Raw genomic sequence first — 23,531 nt, 5'->3', positions numbered from 1 at the left:
ACCCGCAACCTGCTCTGCGGCCCGTCCGCCGGTCGTGCACCGACGGTCCCGGTAGCGCTGCGGGCCCGGGCGGTGAAACGACGACGCGGCGGGCGCCACCAGTGCTGGTGACGTCCGCCGCGGGGGGTGCCGTGTTCACCGCAGCCAGGGCATCCGCCGGACGATCGGCAGCCTCGCCCACACCCGGCCGAGACCCCAGGTGTCGCCGGCGTTGACCAGCGCCAGGACCGCCAGCACCGCCGCGTAGATCAGGTGGTCGTCCATGAAGGGGTTGTTCTCCGGAGGCAGGACGGCGGTCCACATCATGACCAGCAGCAGCCCACCGGCCACGGCGGCGACCCGCATACCGATGCCGAGCAGCAGCGCGACACCGATCCCGGCCAGGCCGATCATGAAGAGCCAGTCCGCCCAGGTGGCACCGGCGATCCCGGCGTAGAGATCCTTGAACGGGCCGCTCACGCCGAAGGTCAGGAATCCCTTGGTGGGGCTGCCCCCGTTGATCCAGGCGTTCTTCGACTCGGTGGCCATCCCGAAGCCGAACATCTTGTCGATGAAGGCCCAGAGGAAGATCCAGCCGAGCGCCAGCCGGGTGCCGGCCAGGATGTACCGGACGGTCCGTTCGTGAGCGGTGCCGGCCTTCGGAGCGGTGTTATCGGCGGTGACCCGCTCGGTCGTCGCGACCATGGTCTCCACGTCCCTTCTCAGCTTCGCACCGCGCTTCCCGGTGGCATCTCCAGTGGACTCCCACGGCGTTCTCGGCGGCAGGGCCGACAGACCGCACCTGCTCGGGACGTTCGACCCCCTCCGGTCCGGTCCGGCGGCCCTGACGACCGTCGGCGCTCGGTCGTAGCGTCCGAGATGGACCAGGAGAGGGAGGCCGTGATGAGGACCTGGCAGGTGGGTGACGTGATGACCCGGGAGGTCGAGACCGTGGTGGCCGAGACCCCGTACCGGGAGATCGTCGATGTGCTGTTGCGCCGCGGTGTCAGCGCGGTGCCGGTGATCGACGACTTCCACCGGGTGCTGGGGGTGGTGTCCGAGGCTGATCTGCTGCACCGGGTCGAGCGCGCCGGTGATCCGGCGCTGCGACGGGTCTTCGAGAGCCGCCGTCGGCGCGGTGCCCGTGGCAAGAGTGCCGCCCTGCTGGCCGGCGACCTGATGACCGCGCCGGCGGTCACCACCGATCCGGAGGCGATGCTGTCCGCCGCTGCCCGGCTGATGGACCGGGAGCAGGTCAAACGGCTGCCCGTGCTGGACGACCTGGGCCGGCTGGTCGGGATCGTCAGTCGTGCCGACCTGCTGCGGGTGCACCTGCGCTCGGACGCCGAGATTCGGGAGGACGTGGTCCAGGAGGTACTGCGCCGGGTGCTCGCGGTGCGGGATGGACTGGTCACGGTCGAGGTCCGCCACGGTGACGTGACTCTGGCCGGTCGGCTGGACCGCCGCTCCGCCGTCGACCTCGCCGGTCGACTCGCGGGGCAGGTCAGTGGTGTCGTGCGGGTGACCAACGCGATCGCCTACGACGCCGACGACACGATCTCCGACCCCCGCCAGGTGATGCCGGTCGCCTGAGCAGGGGCGGCGCCCGCCCAGAGCCTCAGCCGTCGCCCCTGGGGACCGCCAGGTCGCCGTAGTGGTGCCCGACCCGACTTCGGTCGACCGTCCGATGCCGGGTCGGGCGTTCACCTAAGCTCGGAAAAGGCCGGCCGGCCTGGTTGACGGGCGGTGCGCGGTGATCGATGCGGAGGGCGTCGGTGGCTGAGGCGACGGTCGCGGTCCCGCTGTGGGCCTGGGCGGCGGTCGGCGCGGTGATCGCGGTGCTGCTCGCCGTGGATGTGCTCCTGCACCGGGACAACCACGTCATCGAGCTCCGCGAGGCGCTGCTGTGGAGCGCCGTCTGGATCGGCGCCGGTCTGCTGTTCGGGTTGGTCGTCTGGTGGGGCCTCGGCGGTGACCCGGCCATCGCGTACTTCTCCGGCTACCTGCTGGAGAAGGCGCTCTCGGTGGACAACGTTTTCGTCTTCGCGCTGCTCTTCGGCTACTTCCAGGTGCCGCCGGGCTATCAGCACAAGGTGCTGTTCTGGGGTGTCGTGGGGGCACTCGTCTTCCGGCTGCTGTTCATCTTCGCCGGTGCCGAGTTGCTGGACCGGCTCGCCTGGGCCGGGTTCGTGCTGGGCGCGTTCCTGATCTGGACAGGCTGGCGGCTGGCCGTACGCGGAAAGCCGGACGTCGACCCGGAACGCAACGTCGTGGTCCGGCTGTTCCGGCGGCTGGTGCCCACCGACGCCCGCTACCACGGCGACCGGTTCACCGCCCGGGTGGCCGGCCGTCGGGTGGCGACGTTGCTGCTGGTCGCGCTCGTCGCCATCGAGGCCACCGACGTGGTCTTCGCCATTGACTCGGTGGCGGCGATCCTTGCCATCACCACGAACACCTTCCTGGTCTGGACGGCCACCGCGTTCGCCGTCCTGGGGCTGCGCAGCCTCTACTTCTGCCTCGCTGGCCTGCTGCGCCACTTCGGCTACCTGCGGTACGGGTTGGCGCTGCTACTGGCCTTCGCCGGGCTGAAGCTGATTCTCGCCGAGACGCCGGTGGGCAAGCTGCCGGTCTGGTTGACCCTGGCCGTGGTGCTGCTGACCCTGACGGTCTCCATCGGCGCCAGCACCCTGGCCGCCCTCCGCCGAACCGACGGCTGAGCCGCCGGGCCGCTGGTTGAGCCGCCGGGCCGCTGGCCGGGGTCAGCCGACCAGCACCGGCCGGGACAGCTGGTCGGCGAGCAACGCGGGCGCCTCGGCCAGGGACGGGCCGTACCAGGTGAGGTGCCGCCCGGAGAGCAGGGCGCACGGTACGCCGGGAAACGCCTCCGGCCCGTCGTCGGCGGTGAACCGGTACGGCTCGTCGGGCAGCACCACCAGGTCGGGCTCTCGTTCGCGTAGTTCGGCCAGGGTCGGGCGGGGATAGCGTTCGGGGTGCTCGTCGTAGGCGTTGACCACGCCGAGGCGGCGCAGCACGTCACCGGCGAACGTGTCGCCGCCGAGCACCACCCACGGCCGACGCCAGACCGGCACCACCGCGCGACGGGTCGTCGTCAGCCGGGGTGGTGTGGCCCACGCCCGCCGGGCGTCCCGCAGCCAGGCCGGCTCCGTCGGCGCACCCAGTTCGGTCAGCAGGTCGCCCAGCTCGGCCAACGCGCCCGAAACGGTCCGCGGACAGGTGACCCGCACCGGTACGCCGGCCGCCTGTAACGCCTCCGCGTCGGCCCGGCGGTTCTCCTCAACGTTCAGCAGCACCACGTCCGGACGCAGTGCGCGCACCCGGTCCAGATCGGGGTACTTGCTGCCGCCGACCCGGGCCACGTCGAGCCCGGCCGGGTGGCTGCACCAGTCGGTGGCTCCGACCAGCGCTCCCGGCAGGGTCAGCGCCACCGCCTCGGTCAGGGACGGCACCAGCGACACCACCCGCACCCGCGTACCTCCTGTTCGCCGCCGACACCGATCATGCCTCTCGGGTCGGCGTCGGGTCAGGGGTGGCTCGCCTCGATGCGGGCGGTCACGTCGAGGTGCGCGGGCTGGCAGTCGGTCGTCGCCGCGAATCGGCGGACCGCGGCGCGTACGTGCTCGCGTACGCCGGCGGTCGGCGCGTCGGCGGTGAGGTCCACCCGGATCCACACGTCGGGGTGCGGTGGCGCGCCGGTGAGCACCACCCGGGCCCGGCGTACCCCGGGGTTGCCGGTCAGGTCGCGGGCCAGCGCGTCGGCGAGAACGTCGGTGGCCAGCCGGGTCCGGCCCGGCCGGCGTCCGGGGTGGCTCAGGGTGCCGCGCAGCGTGCCGTCCGGGCCCCGCAGCTCCCGGGCCAGCAGGCGTTGCCCGGCCAGCGCGAACAGTGCTCCGGCGACGGCCGCGGCCAGGGTGCTCCACGGCGCGGCCCTCCGCCACCGGTCGACCAGTTCGGCGCTGAGCAGCACCGCCGCCGGGTCAGCGCCGGGCAACGTACCGAGGCTGGCAGTCAGCGCCCCGGCGCCGCCCGCGACCAGCAGCAGCGCGATGACGGTCCACAGCAGTCGGTGCCCGGCGTTGCTCACGCCGGCCGTCGCCGAGGCAGCAGCCGGACGTCGATCCGGGCGGGGCGGGGTGCGGTGAGGTGGCGCAACTCCTGGTGCACGGCGAACTCGATCTCCGCCCGGGCCGCCGGGTCGCCGGTCGCGCGGACCCGGGGGCGCCACTGGCCACCGCGCCGTCGGACCCGGACCCGGGCGCGGCGGACGCCCGGCACCGCGCTGGCGGCGTCGGCGAGCCGCCGTTCCACACAGCGCCGGTGCAGGTACCAGCCATCGCGCTCGTCGGCGCGCAGGCGGACCGGCGTCCAACGGCGCAACTGGGCGACGAGGATGGCCAGGCCCAGCAGGAGAGCCCCGCCGGCCACGGCCCGGACGGTGGGGTCGCGCCACCGGGTGCCGCTCAGCGCGTCGAGCCAGCCGCTGGTGTCGAACGGTGTCGGTCGGTGCAGGGTGAGCAGCAACGCCTGGACGGCCGCCGCGGCGCCACCGAGAAGCAGGGCGGTGGCCAGCAGCAACGAGGCGACCCGGTTGGCCGTACGCATCTCAGCCGTCCTCCGGTGTGGCGGTGCCGACGCCGGAGGAGTCGACGCCGGGGACGAGCAGGTCGTCCACGGTGACGGTCACCACCGCCACGCTGAGCCCGGTCTGGGCGGCAACCTGGTCGGTGACCACCGCCCGGACCGTTTCGGCGATCGTCGGCACGCTGTGCCCGTACCAGGTGATCAGGTGCAGGTCGAGTCCGACGGATTGGTCATCCAGGCGGACCGCCGCCGGGCGGACGACGGACACGCCCGGCACGAGGCTGGCCGCCTGCACCGCGATCCGCGCGACGTCCGCGGTGTCGCCCGGGCGGCGCTCCGGGCCGGTCGTCCCGGCAGCCAGACCGGTGCCGGGGTTCGTCCCCGCGGACGGGCGGGTGGTCACCGGCGCCGCCGAGCGTCGGCGCGGCGGTCGCCGAGACCGGTCACCGCGAGGTCGCCGTCGAGCACCCGGACGACCAGCCAGCCGAGCAGGCCGGCGAGCACGGCCAGGGCGGCCACGCCGGCGCCGGCGAGCGCCCAGACCGCCACGGCGAGGAACCCGGCGAGGAAGCCGAACTGCTGTCGCGACATGGTCACCTCCGGGCCGGTCCGGTACCGGCGGTCGCTGGATACACCCGGCGGCCATTCCTGGAACGTCGGCGCTGCTGTGATCCGCGTCACATCGTAAGTCGGTGGCCCATGATCGACCACCTAGACTCGGCCCGGCTCGACCGACCGGCGGATGGATCAGGCAGATGACGAGCATCGGGAGCGACGACCCCGGTTGGCTGCGGGCGATGCCCGCCGAGGCGGGACGCGACGCGCTGCTCAGCCGCGCCGGCCACCGGGTCCTGGCGGCACGCCGGCTCACTGATCTGGTCCAGGGCCGCCCACCCGGTGTCACTGGCAGCCAGTGGACCTCGGCGAGCCGCGCCAGCTTCGACTTCGTGGTCTACGCCGCCGACACCGGCCGTCCGGTCGTCGCCGTCCAGATCGGCCCGGTGCCGTCTCCCGGCTCGGCGGAGCAGCGCGTGGAGCGACTCACGGACGCGGTGAGCGCGGCCGTCGGCCTGCCCGTTCTGCGGATCGGTACGCCCACGTTGAGCGCCGCCGAGCATGGCCGCCGCCTGGTCGAGTACGTGATCGACGCGCGCGCCTACGCCGCGGGCGGGGCCACCGCCGCCGGGACCGAACCGGCGCCGGTGGGTTTCCGGGACATCCTGGGCCGGCTGCCGGACGGGCGTACCGGGCCGGTCAACGACCTCGGCGCGCTGACCCGCGCGGCGGCGGTCGAGGCGTACGTGGCCGGGCAGGTGGCCGACCCGATCGTGCGAGGGCTGCACGTCCGCTGGGTGGACGGGCCGGCACAGGGGTGGAGCTGGGTGCAGGTACGCCCCGACGCGTGCCTCATCGAGCAGGTCTCGGTGACCGAACACCGTTTCTCCTGTGGCATCGACGCGGCCCGGCTGGCCGAGGATCTCGCCGCCGTCGCGGTGGGGGAACGCCTACGGGAGAACGCCGTGGCCGACCTGCTGCCGCGCGGCGAGTGGACCGCCCGGATCGCCGCGCTGAGCCAGCGTCGCCACGAACTGGTCGGCGGTTTCGCCTTCGACCACCTCTGCGCCGACTGACCAGCGCCGTTTCACCTGCTGATCCCTGCTCCGCACCGGCTCCGTGTCGGGTCGCGGCAATTTCCTGTGCGTCTGTTGAACCTTCCCGGCCGCAGCCCCGTACTCCTGCGCGAATGAACAGGATCTCCCCATCCGCGTCCACCGGGCGCGGGAGACGGTGCGGAAAGGGCATCGTCGGCCATCGACGCATTACCGGGTAGGCCACGGTGGGTCGCCACCGCGGCGTGCCACCTCACATCCGTCGGTCCGCCGAGGGCAGAAATCCACTACCGGATCGAGAAGGAGAGCAATTCGATGCGCAGGTCCACTCGGGCGCGCCGGCCTTCCGGCAACGCGCGGAGCAAGCGTCTGCTGGCAGTTGTCGGCACGCTCGCGGTCTTCGGCGGAGTTGTCGCCGTGACTCAGATTTCGTCGGCCCAGGACCGGCGGACAAATAAGCCACGTCCGGCTTCCGGGCAGTGCGTGGAGCCGAGCCCAGGCGCGACCGCGCCGACCGGCGGCGGCTCGACCACCCGGACCTGGCAGAACGGTCGGTGGGTACGTAATCACTGGGGTGACGGACAACAGTCGGTCCCCGAGTGCGAGGACGGCAAGGACGGCACGGTGGGCACCGGTACGGCCATCGCCTGTCCGGATGTGGCGGCCAAACTGCCGCAGGTGCCGAACCGGGCGCGGGCCGAGGTGGACCGCAACCTCGCCCAGTTGCAGACCCAGATCGCCGAGGCGGACCGCCGCCTCGCCGCCGAGGGCAACAAGGGTGAGGCGTTCATCCGCAGCGCGATCCTCCAGCCGTTGGCCGGCAAGCGCCGCGCCGTGCTGGACCGGATCACGACCGCCATCGACCGGGTCGGACCTCGGCCGCAGGGCCTCGCGCAGCTCGCCGAGTGCCAGGTGCAGCCCACCGGCGGCACGGGTGGCAACAACGGCGGCGGCACCTCACCCACCACGACCCCTGGTGGCGGCAACAACGGTGGCGGCAGCTCACCCACCACGACCCCTGGTGGTGGCACCGCTCCCGGCGCCGGGCTCGGAGTGCTCGCCAACGACTGCGACGAGAGCCAGCTCCAGCCGCACAACGGTTTCCAGAACGGCAACCGTTGTGTGAGCACCGAGTTCGGTGAGGTCGGCGCGGCGGCCAACAACCCGTCGCTGCTGATCACCCAGTTCCCCGACCAGGTCGGCCAGAACCAGCCCTTCACCCTGCGGGTCAGCACCCGCAACCTGGTCCGGGACCGTTTCCTGGCCGCCGGTCAGGGTGGCTACTACGTGGAGAGCTCGCTCCTCAACGACCAGGGCCTGGTCCGCGGTCACTTCCACACCGCCTGCCGGATGCTGAACAGCCTGACCGCTCCGCCGGAGCCGCAGGAGGTGCCCGCGTTCTTCGTCGCGACCGAGGACGGCCGCGGTGGCGCCCAGCCCGACGAGGTGACGATCCAGATTCCGGGCCTGCCGCAGTCCGGTACCGCCCAGTGCTCCGTCTGGGCCGGTGACGGCTCGCACCGCCTGCCGATGATGGAGCGGGCCAACCAGACCCCCGCCTTCGACTCGGTGCGCATCGACGTCAACTGAGCTGACGTACCAACGGCGGCCGGCCACCCGGGGCGACAACCCGGGGTGGCCGGCCGCCGCTTCGTTTCCGGTGCCCGGACAAACGACGGGGCCCCGCCGTTTCCGGCGGGGCCCCGTCGAGTCGCGTCAGCGGCTCTTGTACGCCTCGACGACCTCAACCGGGATCCGGCCCCGCTCGGAAATCTTGTAGCCGTTCTTGACGGCCCATTCCCGGATGGCCCGGTTCTGCTCCCGATCCATTCCCGCGCCGGCGGGTCGCCCCGGTCGCCGGACTGAACGGGTGCTCTCCACCGGACCGCGCCCGATCCGCCGACCCGCATTGATGTACGGATCGAGCGCCTTGCGCAGGACGCCGGCATTCTCGTCGGAGACATCGATCGTGTAGGCCACGCCGTCGAGACTGAACTCAACCGTCCGGTCGGCCTTCCCACCGTCGAGGTCGTCGGTCAGGACCGTGATTACTTTTCTCGCCATTGCCGATTACTCCCTGTGTGCGGCGGGATGTGTCCAAAGTCTGACCTATCACCCCGGTAATCCGCAACAATATGCCTTCCATTCATTCGGCGCGTCGCGATTCCGTTACCGAGCAAAACCGTGAATCGGTTCGGTGTCGAGGCTTCATTCCCCGAGGATGCCGCTGTGACCGGCGAGGGCAGCCGCCTCGGCCCGGTTCGAGACCCGCAACTTGCGCAGCAACGCGGCGGTCATCCGTTTCACCGTCCGTTCGGAGACGTGCAGTTCTTCGGCGATGTCGACGGTGCTGCGGCCGGCGGCGATCGCCCGCAGCAGCCGCCGTTCCTCGCCGTCCAGGTCGACGGCCGCGAAGCGCGTGGGTCGCAGCATGGTGCGCAGCAGTTCGGCCGGCAGCACCGCCCAGCCGTCGAGGATGGCCAGCAGTGGGGGCAGCAGCTCCTCCGGTTCGCTGGTCTTGGGCAGGAACCCCTCGGCGCCGGCTCGCAGCGCCTCGACCGCTGGCCCGGGCTCGGCGGAACCGGACATCGCGACCACCCGTACCCGTGGGGTGGTCCGCCGGATCGCGGCCACCGCCCGGATGCCGCCGGGCGGCGGCATGTGCAGGTCGACAAGGGCCAGGTCGGGGCAGTGGTTGCTGACCAGGGCCGCCGCCGCGGCGGCGTCGCCGGTCGAGGCGACCACCTCGGCGCGGCCGTTGGTGGTGATCGGGAGCAGTAACTCCAGGCCGCGGACGAAAAGCGGGTGATCGTCCACGACGACGAGTCGCAAGGTGGAGGCTCCCGGCATGTCTGCGCCGTTCCCCAGCGGGTACCGATCATGCGGGTTCGCACCGAACGAGAGGAGTCGGGTGGATGCGCGTACGGCATGGTTTGCGGGACCTGCTGCGAGGGTTGCACCCCATTGAGCCGACACCAGACGAGCGACGGCCGACGGTGGCCGATTCGGAGTTGCTGCTGCGGGTTTTGTGCCACGAGTTCCGTACGCCGATCAGCACCCTGACGTCGCTGACCCGCGCGCTGGCCGACGAGCGTCGCGAGCTGACCGGGGACGACCGGCGGGCGCTCAGTGAGCTGGCCCGCGACCAGGCCGCCCACCTGCAGAGCCTCCTGCGCGACGCGACCGCAGGCACCGGCGTGCTGACGCCGGCTCCGCAGCCGGAGCCGGCCGTCGCGCTGGCGGGCATCCTGCGGGAGGCCGCCGCGCTGGTGCCGGTCGGCCGTCGGCGGGCGCGGGCCACCCGGCGGGCGGCCTCCTGCCCGGTGCCGGCCGGACGAACCCGACAGGTACTGGTCAACCTGGTGCAGAACGCGTTGCGGCACGGGCCGCCGGACGGACACGTCGGGCTCTACGCCACAGTGCGCGGCTCCAGCCTGAGCATCCTCGTCACCGACGAGGGCCGGGTCGGCGATGCGCTGCTGGTCGCGCTACGGCGTCCGGCGCCGGCCGTCGGGATGTCCGGTCTGGGCCTGTGGATCGCGCGACAGCTCGTCGCGACGGACGGAGGAGCGTTGCGGGCGCACCGGCTACGGCCCCGTGGAGTGGCGCTGGAGGTGCTGCTGCCGATGGCTCGCCCGGTGCGCTGACCCGGGCGGGACACCGGTTGGCCCGCTCGGGTCATCGGGGTGGGAACGGCCTCGCTACCTGTTTTCCGGTACCGAGGAGGTTGGATGTTCCGACACGTCAAGGATCTGCAGTTCGAAGCCAAGCCGGACGGCCCGGACGCGGCGTTCGCCCGCCGTTTGCAGGAGGTGTTGGGCGGCAAGTGGGGCGAGATGACGGTCGCCAACCAGTATCTCTTCCAGGGTTGGAACTGCCGACTGCCCGGCAAGTACAAGGACCTGCTGCTCGACGTCGGCACGGAGGAGATGGGCCACGTCGAGATGATCGTCACGATGATCACCCGACTGCTGGACAACGCGCCGCTGTCGCTGACCGAGGGGATCGCGGAGGACCCCGGAGGTGCCGCGACCTACGCCGGCGAGAACCCGGCGCACTTCATCCACGGTGGTGGTGGCGCCCTGCCCGCCGACTCCAACGGGGTGCCGTGGAACGGCGCGTTCATCACCGCCAGCGGCAACCTGTTGGCCGATTTCCAGCTCAACGTCACCTCCGAGGCGCAGGGTCGGCTCCAGGTCGCCCGGTTGTTCCACATGACCGACGACCCGGGCGTCAAGCAGATGCTTCGCTTCCTGCTGGCCCGCGACACGATGCACCAGAACATGTGGCTGGCGGCGATCGAGCAGCTCAAGGAGGACGGGCTGGAGGACATGCCGGTGCCCGAGGCGTTCCCGGACTCGGGCGAGTTCACCGAGGAGTACGGCTACACCTACCTGGGTTTCTCCTCGGGCACCGACGCCGCCCGGGGGCGCTGGGCATCCGGGCCCTCGCCGGACGGCAAGGGCGAGTTCCGGTACGACGACAACCCGCGGGCGAACGCGCCGGAGCCGGTGCTGCCCCCTGGTGACCCCCGCCTGTACGGCACCAACCCGGGGGTGGCCGGCTCGGTGGTGAACACGGTGAAGAGCAAGCTCACCTGAGGCGCCTCGTCGGGTCGCCCGCCGGTCCCGGGCGGCTCGACGGACCAACCGGAAGAGTGGCCTGGGTCACAGATCGGAACAAGGGGAACGCTTTGTTACTTGAGTGAGACACGCTCAACTCAACGCGAGGTGTTCGATGGCAACTCTTCCGGTACTTCCGCTGACCGACGCCGTACTGCTGCCCGGCATGGTCATCCCGGTGACCCTCGACCCCACCACCCAGGCCGCGATCGACGCGGCGCGTGCGACCGGCGACCGCAAGCTGCTGGCAGTGCCGCGCATCGACGGCGAGTACGGCCCGGTGGGCGTGGTCGCCACCATCGAGAAGGTCGGCCGGCTGCCCGAGGGTGAGCCCGCCGCCGTCATCCGTGGCCTGTCCCGGGCCCGGATCGGCTCCGGCGTGCCCGGCCCCGGTGCCGCCCTCTGGGTCGAGGCGACCGAACTCGACGAACCCGCCTACGCCGGTCGGGCCCGGGAACTCGCCCGCGAGTACCGCGCCCTGGTGACATCCGTGCTCCAGCAGCGGGGCGCCTGGCAGGTCATCGACGCGGTGGAGCGGATGACCGACCTCTCCGAGCTGGCCGACTCGGCCGGCTACGCGCCCTGGCTGACCCTGGAGCAGAAGACCGAACTGCTGGCCGCGCCGGACGTCACCGCCCGGCTGGAGTTGCTGGTCGGCTGGGTGAAGGACTACCTGGCCGAGCAGGAGGTCACCGAGCAGATCAACAGTGACGTCCGCGAGGGGCTGGAGAAGTCCCAGCGCGAGTTCCTGCTGCGCCAGCAACTCGCCGCGATCCGCAAGGAGCTGGGCGAGGACGAGCCGGACGGCTCCGCCGACTACCGGTCCCGCGTCGAGTCCGCCGAGCTGCCGGAGAAGGTGCGCGAGGCGGCCATGCGCGAGGTCGGCAAGCTGGAGCGGGCCAGCGACGCCTCCCCGGAGGCGGGCTGGATCCGTACCTGGCTGGACACCGTCCTCGAAATGCCGTGGGGCACGCGTACCGAGGACAACACCGACCTGGCCGCGGCCCGGGCGGTGCTCGACGCCGACCACGCCGGCTTGTCCGACGTGAAGGACCGCATCCTGGAGTACCTGGCGGTGCGCAACCGGCGTGCCGAGCGCAACCTCGGTGTGGTCGGCGGACGCGGCTCCGGCGCGGTGCTCGCCCTCGCCGGTCCTCCCGGGGTGGGTAAGACCAGCCTCGGCGAGTCCGTGGCGCGGGCGCTCGGGCGTAACTTCGTCCGGGTGTCGCTCGGCGGCGTCCGCGACGAGGCGGAGATCCGCGGGCACCGACGCACCTACGTGGGGGCGCTGCCCGGTCGGATCGTCCGCGCGCTGCGCGAGGCCGGTTCGATGAACCCGGTCGTGCTCCTCGACGAGGTGGACAAGCTGGCCGCCGGCTACGCCGGTGACCCGGCCGCCGCCCTGCTGGAGGTGCTCGACCCGGCCCAGAACCACACCTTCCGGGATCACTACCTGGAGGTCGACCTCGACCTGTCCGACGTGCTCTTCCTGGCCACCGCCAACGTGGTGGAGTCCATCCCCGGCCCCCTGCTGGACCGGATGGAGCTGGTCACCCTGGACGGGTACACCGAGGACGAGAAGGTCGCCATCGCCCGCGACCACCTGCTGCCCCGGCAGCGGGAGCGGGCCGGGCTGACCGTCGACGAGGTCAGCGTCGCCGATGAGGCTCTCGCGCTGATCGCGGGGGAGTACACCCGGGAGGCCGGTGTCCGGCAGCTCGAGCGTGCCCTGGCCAAGATCCTGCGCAAGGTGGCGGTGACGCTGGCGACGGACCCGACGCCGGTACGCGTCGGCACCGACAACCTCGCCGGCTACCTGGGTCGGCCGAAGTTCACCCCGGAATCGGCCGAGCGCACCGCCGTGCCCGGCGTGGCCACCGGCCTGGCCGTCACCGGTGCCGGTGGGGACGTGCTCTTCATCGAGGCGACCAGCATGGAGGGCGAGCCGGGGCTGACCCTGACCGGCCAGCTCGGTGACGTGATGAAGGAGTCGGCGCAGATCGCGCTCTCCTACCTGCGCTCCAACGGGCGGCGGTTCGGCATCGACCCGAACGCTCTCGCGGGACGCCGGATCCACGTCCACTTCCCGGCGGGCGCGGTGCCCAAGGACGGTCCGAGCGCCGGCATCACCATGGTCACGGCCCTGGCGTCGCTGGTCACCGGTCGCCCGGTCCGCCCAGAGTTCGGGATGACCGGCGAGGTGACGCTCTCCGGTCGGGTGCTGCCGATCGGTGGGGTGAAGCAGAAGCTGCTCGCCGCGCACCGGGCCGGCCTCACCGAGGTGATCATCCCGGCGCGCAACGAGCCCGACCTGGACGACCTGCCGACCGAGGTGCGCGAGGCGCTGACCGTGCACACCCTGGCCGACGTGGCCGACGTGCTCGCCCTGGCGTTGCGTCCGGCCGACGTGAAGACGCTGGACGGTCCGGCGCTCTTCGCGGTCTGACGCTCCGACCATGCGGGCCCCCGCCGTCTTCCGACGGCGGGGGCCCTTTCGGTACGCGGGGGACGGTCTACTGTCTCGTCTGCACCGTCAACCACCTCTCCGCCGCGAGGCGGCCCCCTGGAGGAACCCCCGTGAACGTGGTGCTCTGGATCATTCAGATCCTGCTCGCCGCCGTCTTCGCCGGCGTTGGGCTGGCCAAGCTGAGCCAGCCCAAGGAGAAGTTGCGCGACGTCATGCGGTGGGTGGACCCGGTGCCGCCGTCGCAGGTCAAGTCGCTCGGCGCGGTCGAGCTGCTGGCCGCCGCCGGGCTCGTGCTGCCCGCCGCCACCGGCATCGCCACAGTGCTCACCCCACTCGCCGCCGTCGGGCTGGTCATCGTCATGATCGGCGGCATCCTGGTGCACCTGCGTGCCCGCGAGCAGCAGACCTCCCCGGACGGGCGTCGCACCGAGATCCAGGGCGCGGTCACCTGCGCGGTGCTGCTCGTCCTCGCCGCAGTGGTGGCCTGGGGCCGTTTCGGCCCGTACGCCCTCTGATCCGCGTCGGCCAGCACGCGACGATGCACAGTAGATACGGCTGCTGGACAGCGCCTGCTCTTCGACGCGGGCGGCGGGTGCTCTCGTTTCTCCCGCCGCCTCGCCGGGCAGTGGCGTCGGCGACCGTCGTGCTCCGGCGGTCGCCGACGGCGTGCTCAGCGCTCGTCGCCGCCGCGGTCGCGGCGCACGGTGGCCTTGCGGCCCTTGATCGTGCTGGAGCGCAACCCGGAGATGACCTCATCGGCCACCCCCTGCGGCACCTCCACCAGTGAGAACCGGTCGGCGATCTCGATCGAGCCGATGTCCCGACCGCGGATGCCGGTCTCCCCGGTGATCGCGCCGACCAGATCCTGCGGGCGCACCCCGGCGCGTCGACCCAGGCCGACGAAGACCTGGACGGTGTTGCCGCCGCCGGAGCGTGGCCGGCCCCCGCCCCGCCGGTCGCCGCCCCGGCCGCCGGCCTCCGGGCGACCCTCGCGCGGCCCACGGACCGGAGCCTGCGGGATCTCCTCCTCGTCGTCGGAGCCCGGCGACGTCACCTCGTGGGCCAGCTTCACGGCGGCGAGGGCGACCTCCATCAGGTCGAACTCGTCGGTCAGCGTCTCCACGATCACCCGGAACGGGTCGAGGTCGTCCTCCAGCAGGCTCTCCCGCAGGGCCGCCTGGGTCAGCTCCAGCCGCCGGGTGCGCATGTCGGCCACGGTGGGGATCTTGTCGATGGTGATCCGCTGGCCGGTCACCCGCTCGATGGTCTTGAGCATCCGGTGCTCACGCGGCTCGGCGAGGGTGATCGCCACGCCCTCGCGGCCAGCCCGACCCACCCGACCGATCCGGTGCACGTACGACTCGGGGGCGGACGGCACGTCGTAGTTGACCACGTGGGTCAGCTGCTCGACGTCCAGCCCACGGGCCGCCACGTCGGTGGCCACCAGCAGGTCGGCGGTGCCTGCCCGCAGCCGACCCATGACCCGATCGCGCTGCTCCTGGCTCATGCCGCCGTGCAGCGCCTCGGAGCGGTAGCCCCGACCGTTCATCGTCTCGGTCAACCGGTCGACCTCTTCCCGGCTGCGGCAGAACACGATCGCCGCGGTCGGGGACTCCACGTCCAAGACCCGGCCCAGCGCGGCCGGCTTGTGCGCCCGGGTCACGATGTACGCGCTCTGCCGCACCCGGGGCGCCTCACCCGCGACCTGCTGCTCCCGGCCGATCTCGATGCGCACCGGTTCGCGCAGGTGCTGGCGGGCCATCCCGTCGATGCGCGACGGCATGGTGGCCGAGAAGAGCACCGTCTGACGCTGCGTCGGCGCGTGCTCCAGGATCGCCTCGATGTCCTCGGCGAAGCCCATGTCGAGCATCTCGTCGGCCTCGTCGAGCACCACCGTGGCCAACCCACCGAGGCGCAGGGTGCCCCGGGCGATGTGATCGAGGGCACGGCCCGGGGTGGCCACCACCACGTCGACACCGCTGTCCAGTGCCCGCAACTGCCGCCCGATCGGCTGCCCACCGTAGATCGGCAGCACCCGCGCCCCCAGGTCCTTGCCGTAGCGGTGGAAGGCCTCGGAGACCTGTACCGCCAGCTCCCGGGTCGGCACCAGCACCAGCGCCACCGGGTCGCCGCCCTGACGGTGTGCCGCCATGAGGTTCAGCAGCGGCAGCGCGAACGCAGCCGTCTTGCCGGTGCCGGTGGCCGCCTGACCCAGCAGGTCCCGACCCTCCAGCAGCGGTGGGATAGCCTCGCGCTGGATGGGGGTCGGCTCCTCGTACCCGAGGGCGGCGAGCGCGCCCAGCAGCTCGGCGCGGAGCCCGAGCTCGGTGAAGGCGCTCACCTCGTCGGTGCCGTCGGGGGTGGCGTCGATCGGTGCGTCAATCGGTGCGTCGTGCTGTGCAGGTGCGGAACTCATGTGCCAAGCCTTTCATTACGCCGTCGGAGCCGCTGCGCCGACCGCCACAAGAGCTGTCCCCGAGCCCGTGCTGCGGCTGTTCCGCGACCCCGACGGCGGCTTCGATCAGGCGTTGGTGGTCAGGATTGCCAGGATCATGATTCCCGCGAATGCCGCGTCGAGCACGCCGCACCACTCCGCGTAGCCGCGCGGCACCACCCGGCCGCTGCGGTGGTGGACCAGGTCCCAGCCGGCATGCGCCAGCCAACCGAACGCCACCAGCCACTCGGCCGTCCGCCCGCCGGCAGCGACCGCGACCAGCGTCAGGGCAACCCAGCCGACCAGGCCGGCCAGTTGGGTGGCGAGCACCCCCGGCCCGTGCAGCGTGCCACGGACCACGCCGATCACCAGATAGCCGCCGGCCAGCACCAGCATCGTCCACGGGCTGAGCACGCTCGGGTCGACCCACATGTCGACGGTCATCAGCAGCGCCAGCCCGGTCGGCCAGCGGTGGGCGAGCGCCACCACGACCCGGTGTCGGCGTACCGGTGCCGGCGCTTCGTGCCGGTGCCGGAGAGCCACCAGCACCATCGCGGGGATCATCAGCAGGTGACCGCCGAGCATCAGCGCGTCGGCGTCGATCAGGCCGGCCCGAAACGGCACGAGCAGCAGCAGGAACGGGACGTACATCGCGGCGGCCATCTCGCCGACCGCGTGCCAGCCGTGCGCCCGGTAGCGCATCCCCACCGTCATCCCGACGGTCATGTTCGTGGCCATCACCAGGACGGCGACCTCCGGCCGGGCCAGCGCGTCGCCGATGCCCAGAGCGGTGCCGGCCAGCTCCCACAACGGCGCGAGCAGCAGCATCCCGGCGACCATCGCCAGGGCCATCTCGCCCAGATGCCACAGCAACCTCCGCCTGCTGCTGGCCGGTGCCGCGGCGGTCGGTGCCGCCGTGGTCGGTGTCGGGGCCGAGGAGGTCGGCTCGTCGGTGGGCAGGGGCGCGGGCGACGGTACGGCGGTGAGGCTGTCCGCGTACATCCGGGTGTTTTCCATGCCTCGACCCTGCCGGTGCCCCCCGTGTGACCGGCAGACCCGTTCGTCACCGGAAAACCGTGCGGACCGCACGGTCCAACCGTGACAGTTCGCAGGGGTGGACCGTGCCGGGGACGGTCCTAGGATCGGCGCGTGGCGAGCGAGGCGGTGACTACCCGGGCGGACCGCCGGCTGCGTCGCGCCCGGCGGGCGACGCTGGTGTCGCTGGCCACCGGCGTCTGGACGAGCATCCTGCTACCGGCGGTCGGCCTGACCCGCGAGCCCGACCCGGGCCGGGTGACACTCGGCGCGGTCGGCATCCTCGCCTTCGTGATCGCCCAGACCGTCGTGCTGTACGCGGCCGTGACGCCGTGGCTCGAGCCGCGCTGGCGACGTCGGGCCGAGCTGAGCCTGGTCGGGGTGGCGGTGCTGACCGTTCCGCTGGTGGGTCCGGTGGCGGCCGGCAGGTGGCCGACCTGGGCCTGGCTCGGTGCGGCGCTGATCGGCATGACGCCGCTGCTGGTGCGGTGGCGGGCCGGGCTGGCGGTCGCGGTCGGCGTCCTGGCGGTGGCGGTCGTGGTGGCCTGGTGGACCGGCGGTTCCGTTCCGCGCCACCTCGCCGTGACCGGTGGGATCGGCGCGGCAGTTGCCGCCTTCAACGGGTTCCAGGTCTGGTTCTGGGACCTGCTCGTGGAGGCCCGGCAGGGCCAGGCCGCCCAGGCGCGGCTGGCCGCCGCCGAGGAGCGGCTGCGCTTCGCCCGCGACGTGCACGACGTCCTGGGGCACCGTCTCACGGTGATCGCGTTGAAGGCCGAACTCGCCGCCCGGCTCGCCCCGGTCGACCCGGAACGGGCCGGGAGGGAAGCCGCCGAGGTGCAACGGTTGGCCGCCTCCGCGCTGAGCGAGGTACGGGAGACCGTGCACGGCTATCGGGCCGTCGACCTCGACGAACAGCTCACCGCGGTGGTGGGGGTGCTGCGCTCCTGCGGGGTGCGGTGCACGGTTCTGCCACTGCCGGCGGACCTGCCGCAGCCCGCCGCCATCGAGCTGGCGGCGGTGTTGCGCGAGGCGAGCACCAACGTGCTGCGGCACAGCCGGGCCGACTGGTGCCGGATCCGCATCGATCGGGAGGATGACGTGGCCAGGATGACGGTGGCCAACGACGGCGCCGACGACCGCGGCCCGGACGCGCACAGCCACGGCCTGCGCGGGCTGGCCGACCGGCTCGCCGCTGCCGGGGGCGAGTTGCGGGTACGCCGGGAGGACGCGATCTTCACCCTCGAAGCCACAGTGCCGGCGCCGTCGTGATCCGCGTCCTGCTCGCCGACGACGAGGACCTGATCCGGGTCGCCGTCGCCGCGCTGCTCGGCCTGGAACCGGACATCGAGGTGGTGGCGCACGCCGCCGACGGGAAGACAGCCGTCACCGCGGCGCTGGCGCACCGTCCGGACGTGGCCGTGGTGGACCTGGAGATGCCCGGCCTGGACGGCATCGCGGTAGCCGCCGAGCTGACCCGGGTCCGACCCGACTGCGCGGTGGTCGTGCTGACCGGCCACGGTCGTCCCGGGCACCTGCGCCAGGCGCTGACCGCCGGCGCCCGGGGGTTCCTGCCCAAGGGCTCGCCGGGTGCGGCGCTCGCCGACGTCATCCGCCGGGTGCACGCCGGAGGTCGCTACGTCGACCCTTCGTTGGCCGCCGACGCGTTGACCCTGCCCCCGTGCCCGCTGACCCCTCGGGAACTGGAGACGCTACGGCTGGTGGAGGTGGGTGCTCCGGTTGCGGTGATCGCCCGTCGGGTGCACCTGTCCACCGGAACCGTGCGCAACCACCTCTCCGCCGCCGTGCAGAAGCTCGGTGCCGCCGACCGGGCCGAGGCGGTGCGCACCGCCCGGGACAACGGCTGGCTCTGACCGTCGACACCGGTGGCGCGTCTCGCTGAGGGCCGAAGCGTGAGGGACGGACCAACACTCTCGGACGCCTTCGGTGACCAGGGCTTCGTCTTCGTGAGCGCGTACCTCGGGATCCACCTCGGCCGGACCTTGGTCATGGCCCTCTACCTGCGGGGCACCCCGGCCTGGCGTCGGCCGGTACGGGGAATCGTCTGGTATCTGCTGTCCGCGACGGTCTGGTTCGCCGGGGCGGCGGCCAGTGGCGGCGAAGCCCGAGTCCTGCTGTGGGCATGCGCGCTGGCGATCGACTACTCGGGGCCGGTCCTGGGGTGGCCGGTACCGCGGCTCGGCCGGGCGCGGGCCAACGAGTGGCACCTCTCGGGCGAACACCTGAACGAGCGGTACCGGCAGTTCATCATCCTGGCCCTCGGCGAGACGATCCTGGCCACCGGCAACTTCTACCGGCTGTCGACGCGGGACCTGACGGACACCACCGCATTTCTGCTCACCTTCTGGACGGTGGTCTTCCTCTGGTGGACCTACTTCTATCGCACCACGAGCAGCCTCGCCGTGAAGATCGACACCGCAGTGGATCCGTACCGGCTCAACCTGCGGGCGAGCTACACCCACCTGGTGATGGTGGCGGGCATCCTGCTCACCGGCATCGGAGGCGAGCTGATGCTGAAGGAGCCCGACGCGCAGCGGTCGGCCGGCAACGTCGTGGCGATCCTGGTCGGGCCGCTGACCTTCCTCATCGGGCGGATGATCTTCGAGATCTGGGTGTTCGGCCGCCTGACGAGGCACTGCCTCGCGGCCGTGGTGGCGTGCCTGATCCTCAGCCCGGTCGCGGCACGACTCCCGCCGCTGGCGGTGGGCCTGCTGGGCGCGGCCACCATCACCGTCGTCGCCATCTTCGACCTGACCCACCGCGCCCGGATCGCGGGTGAGGTCAACCCGGCGTCGGCCGGGGACGCTCCCCGCCGCCACCCGGCCTGAAGGGTGTGGCGCGGTTCCGATCCGTGGGGGTGGCGTGGACCGCCCGGCTAGCGTGGGCGCGTGCGTACGGTGGAACTTGTCTGCTCGCCCGGCCTGGAGGTCGCGGTCCGGGCGGTCTGGGGTCGGCTGGCCGCCGCCGGGTTGCCCAGCCTGGCCCGCAACATCCACCCGACCAACCGGCCGCACCTCACCCTCGCCGCCGTCGACGAGTTCCCGCCGGGGGTCGAGCACCACCTGGCCGACCTGTTCGACGCCGCGCTGCCGGTGCCGGTGACGCTCGACCGGGTCGTCGTGCTCGACGGCAGCGCCCCACTGGTCTGGCTCGTCCGACCCACTCCGGCGCTGACCGCGCTGCACGCCGCCGTCTGGGACGTTCTCGCCGAGGCCGACGGACATCGCCCGTGGCATGCGCCCGACGCGTGGGTGCCGCACCTGAGCCTGGCCCTGCGGTTCCGCAACGCCGACCTGCGGGCGGCTCGTGCCGTCGCCGGTGGGCAGCGCCCGACGGGCGACTTCGACGCCGCCCGCAGCTACGACGGCACGGACCGCTCGGTGACCGCGCTGACCCGGCTCCGCTGAACGCTGTCGGCCCGCCCCACCGACGAGCGGGTCCTGCTGGGTGTCTCGTCCACCGAGGGACTCGACGGCGGATCAGGTGTGCGGCCTTCCTAGACTGGGGCGATGAGCGTTGGCACCGACGGCCGGGGGATGGCCGAGCTGGCGGCCCTGCTGGCCGACGGCACCCGCGCCGGGATGTGCCTGGCGCTGCTCGACGGGCGGGCGTGGACCGCCGGCGAGCTGGCCCGGCGCGCCGGTGTCGCCCCGTCGACGGCCAGCGACCACCTCACCCGACTCGTCCGCGGTGGGCTGCTCGTCGAGGAACGGCAGGGCCGGCACCGTTACCTGCGACTGGCCGGGCCGTCGGTGGCTCAGCTGATCGAGGACCTGGCCGGGCAGGCCCCGGCCACGCCCACCCCGACCGGGTCGCTGCGCGCGACGACCGCCACCGCCTCCCTGGCGTACGCCCGGACCTGCTACGACCACCTCGCGGGGCGGCTGGGCGTGCTGATGTACGACGCGCTGCTGGCCGAGCGCCGGCTCGACCGGTCCAGCGGGTTGGCACTGACGCCCGACGGGTGGGCCTGGGTGGCCGGGTTGGGCGTACCCGTGCAGGTGCTGCGCGCCGCCCGCCGCCCGGTGGTCCGCGACTGCCTGGACTGGACCGAACGCCGCCCACACCTGGCCGGAGCGCTCGGCGCGGCACTCTGCCATCGCTTCACCGACCTGGGCTGGATCAGCCCGGGCACCGGCCGCGCCGTCCGTCTCACTCCGACCGGCCGCCCCGGCCTGGCCGCGGCACTGTCCATCCCCGAACACACCCTCGACCCGCCGGCAGCCCCGCCACCCACGAGCGGCCGCGCCTGACCGGCGAGCAGCTAGGTGACCGCGGCGGGATCGTTCGGTGTACGGCGAACGGTTCGGGCCCTACGGTCGGGCGGTGACTGACAACTGGCCGCTCATTGCGTCCGCCCCGGGAACACCGGCGTGCGGGCCGCCCTCGTTCGAACCGGAACGCGGTTGGTGGGTGACCCGGCACGCCGACGTGCGCGCGGCACTGACCGACCCGGCGTTCCAGGTGCCGGCCGTCGACACCGGTCCGCCCGGCACCCTCGCCTGGCTGCGCGCCACGGTCAGCCGGTTCAGTCCACCGCGACGGCACGCCGAGCGTCGGGCGGTCGCGGTGAGCGCGCTGGCCGGGCTGGACCCGGACGACCTGCGACAGGACGCGGCACGGCTGACCGTTGCCGTTCTCGACCGCGCCGGCGACCGCGTCGACGTGATGCGGGAACTGGCCCGGCCGGTTCCGCTACGGGCGTTGGCCGATCGCCTCGGTTTCGCGGATCCGGCAGCCGCCGGGACGGCGGTCGCGGTCGTCGCGGCGGCGTACCACCCGGGGGTGGACCCGGCCTTGACCGCGCGGGCCGACCGGGCGGTGACGGCGCTGCTGGCGCTCGCGCCGCAGGGCCCGCCGGAGGTACGGGCGAACCTGATCGGTCTGCTGGTCCAGGCGTGCGACGCGACCGCCGGCCTGATCGGCGCCGCCACCCATCACCTGCTGCCACCGGCCGCCCCGCGACCTCCGGCCACGGCACGGACCGCCGACCTGCTGGCCGAGGTGCTGCGCCTCGACCCACCGGTCCGGGCCACCCGACGGGTCACCGTCCACGAGGTACGGCTGGGCGGGCAGGATCTGCCGGCCGGGAGCCTCGTGCTGCTGCGGTTCGACGCGGCCAACCGTGACCCGCAGGCGTTCACCGAGCCCGCGGCGTTCCAGCCCGGTCGACCCGGTGCCGGGCTGTTGACCTTCGGCACGGGGGAGCGGGGTTGCCCCGGTGACCGGCACGCCCTGGCGCTGGCCAGCGGGGTGCTCGACGTGCTGCGGGAACGCTGCCGGCGTGATCCGACCCCGTGTGCCACGAGCCGCACCCGACCCTGCGGGTACCGACGAGTCTGGAGGTGAACGTCCGATGAGCGAACGTCGTGCCGCGTTCCACGCCCTGCATCACGCCGGCCGCCCACTGCTGTTGCCCAACGCGTGGGACCACGCCTCGGCGGCGGCGCTCGCCGCGCGTGGGCATCCGGCCATCGGCACCACCAGCCTCGGGGTCGCCGCGACCGCAGGCCTTCCCGACGGCGTTGCGGCCACCGCGGGGGAGACCCTCGCCCTGGCCCGCCGGCTGATTCGGCTGCCGATGCTGCTCAGCGTTGACGTGGAAGGTGGCTTCAGTGACGACCCGGCGGAGGTCGCCGAGTACGTGGCGGAGTTGGCCGGGCTTGGCGTGGTCGGGATCAACCTGGAGGACGGGCGTGCCGATGGCACCCTCGCCGACACCGAGCTCGCCGTTGCCAAGATTGTGGCCGTGAAGGCGGCGGCACCGGAGCTGTTCATCAACGCCCGCACCGACACCTGGTGGCTCGGGGTGGACGACCCGCTGCCGCAGACCCTCGCTCGTGCTCGTGCCTACCGGGTGGCCGGTGCCGACGGGATCTTCGTGCCCGGGACTGTCGACCTGGCCACCCTGCGCGTCCTCACCGAGCGGATCGACGCTCCGGTTAACGCGCTGTACCAGCCGGGCGGCCCAGGGCTGGCTGAGTTGGGCGGCGTCGGGGTGGCCCGGGTCAGCACCGGCTCGCTGCTGTTCCGGGCCGCGCTGGGTGCCGCGCTCGCCGCCGCCGACGCCGTCCGCGACGGCGGGCCCACCACACCGACGGGACTGCCGTCGTACGCCGAGGTGCAGGCCCTGGTGCCGATGGACGGCGACTGACGGTGGTTGCCGGCGCTCCGGCGGTGGTTGCCGAGCAGGGCCTGGCCCGCCCCAGGCGGCCCGTCGGCGGGTGCTGTGCTCGGCTCGCTCGATGCGGCCCGGCCGGCCGGAAGTCGGCGGGCGTCGGCCGTCGGCCCGGCGGGCGTCGGTCCGTCGGCCGTCGGCCCGGCGGGCGTCGGTCCGTCGGGCGTCGGTGGGTGGTGTGTTGGTCGGTGCCTTTGGAGCTGAATCGTTTGCGACATCACGTGTCCGCCTGTGTGACGGGCCCGCCTGTGTGACGTCACGCCCGCCTGTGTGACGTCAGGGCCCGCTCGTGTGCACCACGGCTCCGCTTGCGAAGCCGGCGGCGTTGATTCGTTGGCGACATCAGCTCCAAAGCGCCAGGCCCAAGGATCACCCCTGCGTCGTCCACGCTCCGTTAGGGGGGAAATAGGAGGATTGTTCGGTCCGTTCCGGTCCCGATGATTACGGTGTGTTTCAGGGCGAACCACCCAGTGTCGTGACCGGAGAGAGGGACCTGTCATGCGAGTGCCCAGCCGTAGCCCGGGACAGCAACCCGGTTCGCCTCCGTCGCCTGCGGCTCCGGCCCGCCGCCGACCCTCCGGTGCGACCC

General features: G+C 72.7%; 25 protein-coding genes. 15 read left to right on the top strand and 10 right to left on the bottom strand.

The window, feature by feature from the left end:
- Positions 1 to 135: 135 nt before the first annotated feature.
- On the bottom strand, positions 136 to 693 hold the full coding sequence (locus tag DLJ58_RS07600) for a DoxX family membrane protein (protein ID WP_124854492.1): 558 nt from the start codon (positions 691 to 693) through the stop codon (positions 136 to 138).
- Between the two features lie 189 nt (positions 694 to 882).
- Between DLJ58_RS07600 and DLJ58_RS07595 the strand changes: the two genes are divergently transcribed.
- Positions 883 to 1,572, top strand: coding sequence for a CBS domain-containing protein (locus DLJ58_RS07595; RefSeq protein ID WP_124854491.1), 690 nt, complete (start codon positions 883 to 885; stop codon positions 1,570 to 1,572).
- Positions 1,573 to 1,754: 182 nt separating this feature from the next.
- Positions 1,755 to 2,696, top strand: a complete 942-nt coding sequence (locus DLJ58_RS07590) for a TerC/Alx family metal homeostasis membrane protein (protein WP_244218833.1) — start codon at positions 1,755 to 1,757, stop codon at positions 2,694 to 2,696.
- Positions 2,697 to 2,738: 42 nt separating this feature from the next.
- Here the strand turns inward: DLJ58_RS07590 and DLJ58_RS07585 are convergent, their stop codons facing one another.
- Genes DLJ58_RS07585 through DLJ58_RS33785 form a run of 5 tightly spaced genes read right to left on the bottom strand, consistent with a single transcriptional unit; the run spans position 2,739 to position 5,169 of the window.
- The gene (locus DLJ58_RS07585; RefSeq protein ID WP_124854489.1) at positions 2,739 to 3,464 is read right to left on the bottom strand and encodes a helical backbone metal receptor; all 726 of its coding nucleotides are present in this window, start codon (positions 3,462 to 3,464) and stop codon (positions 2,739 to 2,741) included.
- Between the two features lie 56 nt (positions 3,465 to 3,520).
- Complete coding sequence (locus DLJ58_RS07580) at positions 3,521 to 4,081, bottom strand: hypothetical protein (RefSeq protein ID WP_124854488.1); 561 nt, start codon at positions 4,079 to 4,081, stop codon at positions 3,521 to 3,523.
- Positions 4,078 to 4,599: a DUF6286 domain-containing protein gene (locus DLJ58_RS07575; protein ID WP_124854487.1), complete on the bottom strand. Its 522-nt coding sequence runs from the start codon at positions 4,597 to 4,599 to the stop codon at positions 4,078 to 4,080. Before DLJ58_RS07575 ends, DLJ58_RS07580 begins: the two co-directional genes overlap by 4 nt.
- Before the next feature lies 1 nt (position 4,600).
- Positions 4,601 to 4,981, bottom strand: coding sequence for an Asp23/Gls24 family envelope stress response protein (locus tag DLJ58_RS33790; protein ID WP_158629559.1), 381 nt, complete (start codon positions 4,979 to 4,981; stop codon positions 4,601 to 4,603).
- Complete coding sequence (locus DLJ58_RS33785; protein WP_158629558.1) at positions 4,978 to 5,169, bottom strand: hypothetical protein; 192 nt, start codon at positions 5,167 to 5,169, stop codon at positions 4,978 to 4,980. Before DLJ58_RS33785 ends, DLJ58_RS33790 begins: the two co-directional genes overlap by 4 nt.
- A gap of 164 nt (positions 5,170 to 5,333) precedes the next feature.
- Here DLJ58_RS33785 and DLJ58_RS07565 point away from each other — a divergent pair, with 164 nt between their 5' ends.
- Positions 5,334 to 6,209, top strand: a complete 876-nt coding sequence (locus tag DLJ58_RS07565; RefSeq protein WP_124854485.1) for a PDDEXK family nuclease — start codon at positions 5,334 to 5,336, stop codon at positions 6,207 to 6,209.
- Positions 6,210 to 6,812: 603 nt separating this feature from the next.
- Positions 6,813 to 7,778 carry a hypothetical protein gene (locus DLJ58_RS07560; protein WP_341869897.1) on the top strand — a complete coding sequence of 322 codons (966 nt, stop codon included), beginning with the start codon at positions 6,813 to 6,815 and terminating at the stop codon, positions 7,776 to 7,778.
- 126 nt (positions 7,779 to 7,904) lie between these two features.
- On the opposite strand, the gene DLJ58_RS07555 is transcribed toward DLJ58_RS07560, so the two are convergent.
- Both DLJ58_RS07555 and DLJ58_RS07550 read right to left on the bottom strand, forming a co-directional pair.
- Positions 7,905 to 8,252, bottom strand: coding sequence for a histone-like nucleoid-structuring protein Lsr2 (locus tag DLJ58_RS07555; protein ID WP_091397759.1), 348 nt, complete (start codon positions 8,250 to 8,252; stop codon positions 7,905 to 7,907).
- A 144-nt stretch (positions 8,253 to 8,396) separates the two neighbouring features.
- Positions 8,397 to 9,020, bottom strand: a complete 624-nt coding sequence (locus DLJ58_RS07550) for a response regulator (RefSeq protein WP_244218832.1) — start codon at positions 9,018 to 9,020, stop codon at positions 8,397 to 8,399.
- A gap of 83 nt (positions 9,021 to 9,103) precedes the next feature.
- On the opposite strand from DLJ58_RS07550, the gene DLJ58_RS07545 reads away from it, so the two are divergent.
- From DLJ58_RS07545 to DLJ58_RS07530, 4 genes are all read left to right on the top strand, one after another.
- Positions 9,104 to 9,835: a sensor histidine kinase gene (locus DLJ58_RS07545; protein WP_124854482.1), complete on the top strand. Its 732-nt coding sequence runs from the start codon at positions 9,104 to 9,106 to the stop codon at positions 9,833 to 9,835.
- Between the two features lie 84 nt (positions 9,836 to 9,919).
- Positions 9,920 to 10,789, top strand: coding sequence for a manganese catalase (locus DLJ58_RS07540; protein ID WP_124854481.1), 870 nt, complete (start codon positions 9,920 to 9,922; stop codon positions 10,787 to 10,789).
- A gap of 136 nt (positions 10,790 to 10,925) precedes the next feature.
- Positions 10,926 to 13,256, top strand: coding sequence for an endopeptidase La (lon, locus tag DLJ58_RS07535; RefSeq protein ID WP_124854480.1), 2,331 nt, complete (start codon positions 10,926 to 10,928; stop codon positions 13,254 to 13,256).
- A gap of 131 nt (positions 13,257 to 13,387) precedes the next feature.
- Positions 13,388 to 13,792: a DoxX family protein gene (locus DLJ58_RS07530; protein WP_124854479.1), complete on the top strand. Its 405-nt coding sequence runs from the start codon at positions 13,388 to 13,390 to the stop codon at positions 13,790 to 13,792.
- Positions 13,793 to 13,947: 155 nt separating this feature from the next.
- Here DLJ58_RS07530 and DLJ58_RS07525 read toward each other — a convergent pair whose 3' ends face one another.
- Both DLJ58_RS07525 and DLJ58_RS07520 read right to left on the bottom strand, forming a co-directional pair.
- On the bottom strand, positions 13,948 to 15,693 hold the full coding sequence (locus DLJ58_RS07525; protein WP_244218831.1) for a DEAD/DEAH box helicase: 1,746 nt from the start codon (positions 15,691 to 15,693) through the stop codon (positions 13,948 to 13,950).
- A gap of 105 nt (positions 15,694 to 15,798) precedes the next feature.
- A complete protein-coding gene (locus DLJ58_RS07520) occupies positions 15,799 to 16,728 on the bottom strand; it encodes a hypothetical protein (RefSeq protein ID WP_208740919.1) in 930 nt (309 codons plus the stop codon).
- 132 nt (positions 16,729 to 16,860) lie between these two features.
- Here DLJ58_RS07520 and DLJ58_RS07515 point away from each other — a divergent pair, with 132 nt between their 5' ends.
- The 7 genes from DLJ58_RS07515 (at position 16,861) to DLJ58_RS07485 (ending at position 22,918) form a co-directional block, all read left to right on the top strand.
- The gene (locus DLJ58_RS07515) at positions 16,861 to 18,015 is read left to right on the top strand and encodes a sensor histidine kinase (RefSeq protein ID WP_124854478.1); all 1,155 of its coding nucleotides are present in this window, start codon (positions 16,861 to 16,863) and stop codon (positions 18,013 to 18,015) included.
- The gene (locus tag DLJ58_RS07510; RefSeq protein ID WP_124854477.1) at positions 18,012 to 18,617 is read left to right on the top strand and encodes a response regulator transcription factor; all 606 of its coding nucleotides are present in this window, start codon (positions 18,012 to 18,014) and stop codon (positions 18,615 to 18,617) included. The genes DLJ58_RS07515 and DLJ58_RS07510 overlap by 4 nt, the downstream gene beginning before the upstream one ends.
- Before the next feature lie 39 nt (positions 18,618 to 18,656).
- Positions 18,657 to 19,592 carry a low temperature requirement protein A gene (locus DLJ58_RS07505; protein ID WP_158629557.1) on the top strand — a complete coding sequence of 312 codons (936 nt, stop codon included), beginning with the start codon at positions 18,657 to 18,659 and terminating at the stop codon, positions 19,590 to 19,592.
- A 60-nt stretch (positions 19,593 to 19,652) separates the two neighbouring features.
- On the top strand, positions 19,653 to 20,171 hold the full coding sequence (locus DLJ58_RS07500) for a 2'-5' RNA ligase family protein (protein WP_124854475.1): 519 nt from the start codon (positions 19,653 to 19,655) through the stop codon (positions 20,169 to 20,171).
- A 102-nt stretch (positions 20,172 to 20,273) separates the two neighbouring features.
- Entirely contained in the window at positions 20,274 to 21,017 is a 744-nt protein-coding gene (locus DLJ58_RS07495) for an ArsR/SmtB family transcription factor (protein WP_124854474.1), read from the top strand.
- Positions 21,018 to 21,090: 73 nt separating this feature from the next.
- The gene (locus DLJ58_RS07490; RefSeq protein WP_244218830.1) at positions 21,091 to 22,113 is read left to right on the top strand and encodes a cytochrome P450; all 1,023 of its coding nucleotides are present in this window, start codon (positions 21,091 to 21,093) and stop codon (positions 22,111 to 22,113) included.
- Positions 22,114 to 22,120: 7 nt separating this feature from the next.
- The gene (locus DLJ58_RS07485) at positions 22,121 to 22,918 is read left to right on the top strand and encodes an isocitrate lyase/PEP mutase family protein (RefSeq protein ID WP_124854473.1); all 798 of its coding nucleotides are present in this window, start codon (positions 22,121 to 22,123) and stop codon (positions 22,916 to 22,918) included.
- Positions 22,919 to 23,531 lie beyond the last annotated feature (613 nt).

Source organism: Micromonospora arida (assembly GCF_003857035.1).
In the GTDB taxonomy this organism is placed as follows: Bacteria; Actinomycetota; Actinomycetes; order Mycobacteriales; family Micromonosporaceae; genus Micromonospora; species Micromonospora arida.
The sequence above is the reverse complement of the archived record's forward strand: the minus strand, read 5'-3'. Positions and strand labels throughout refer to the sequence as shown.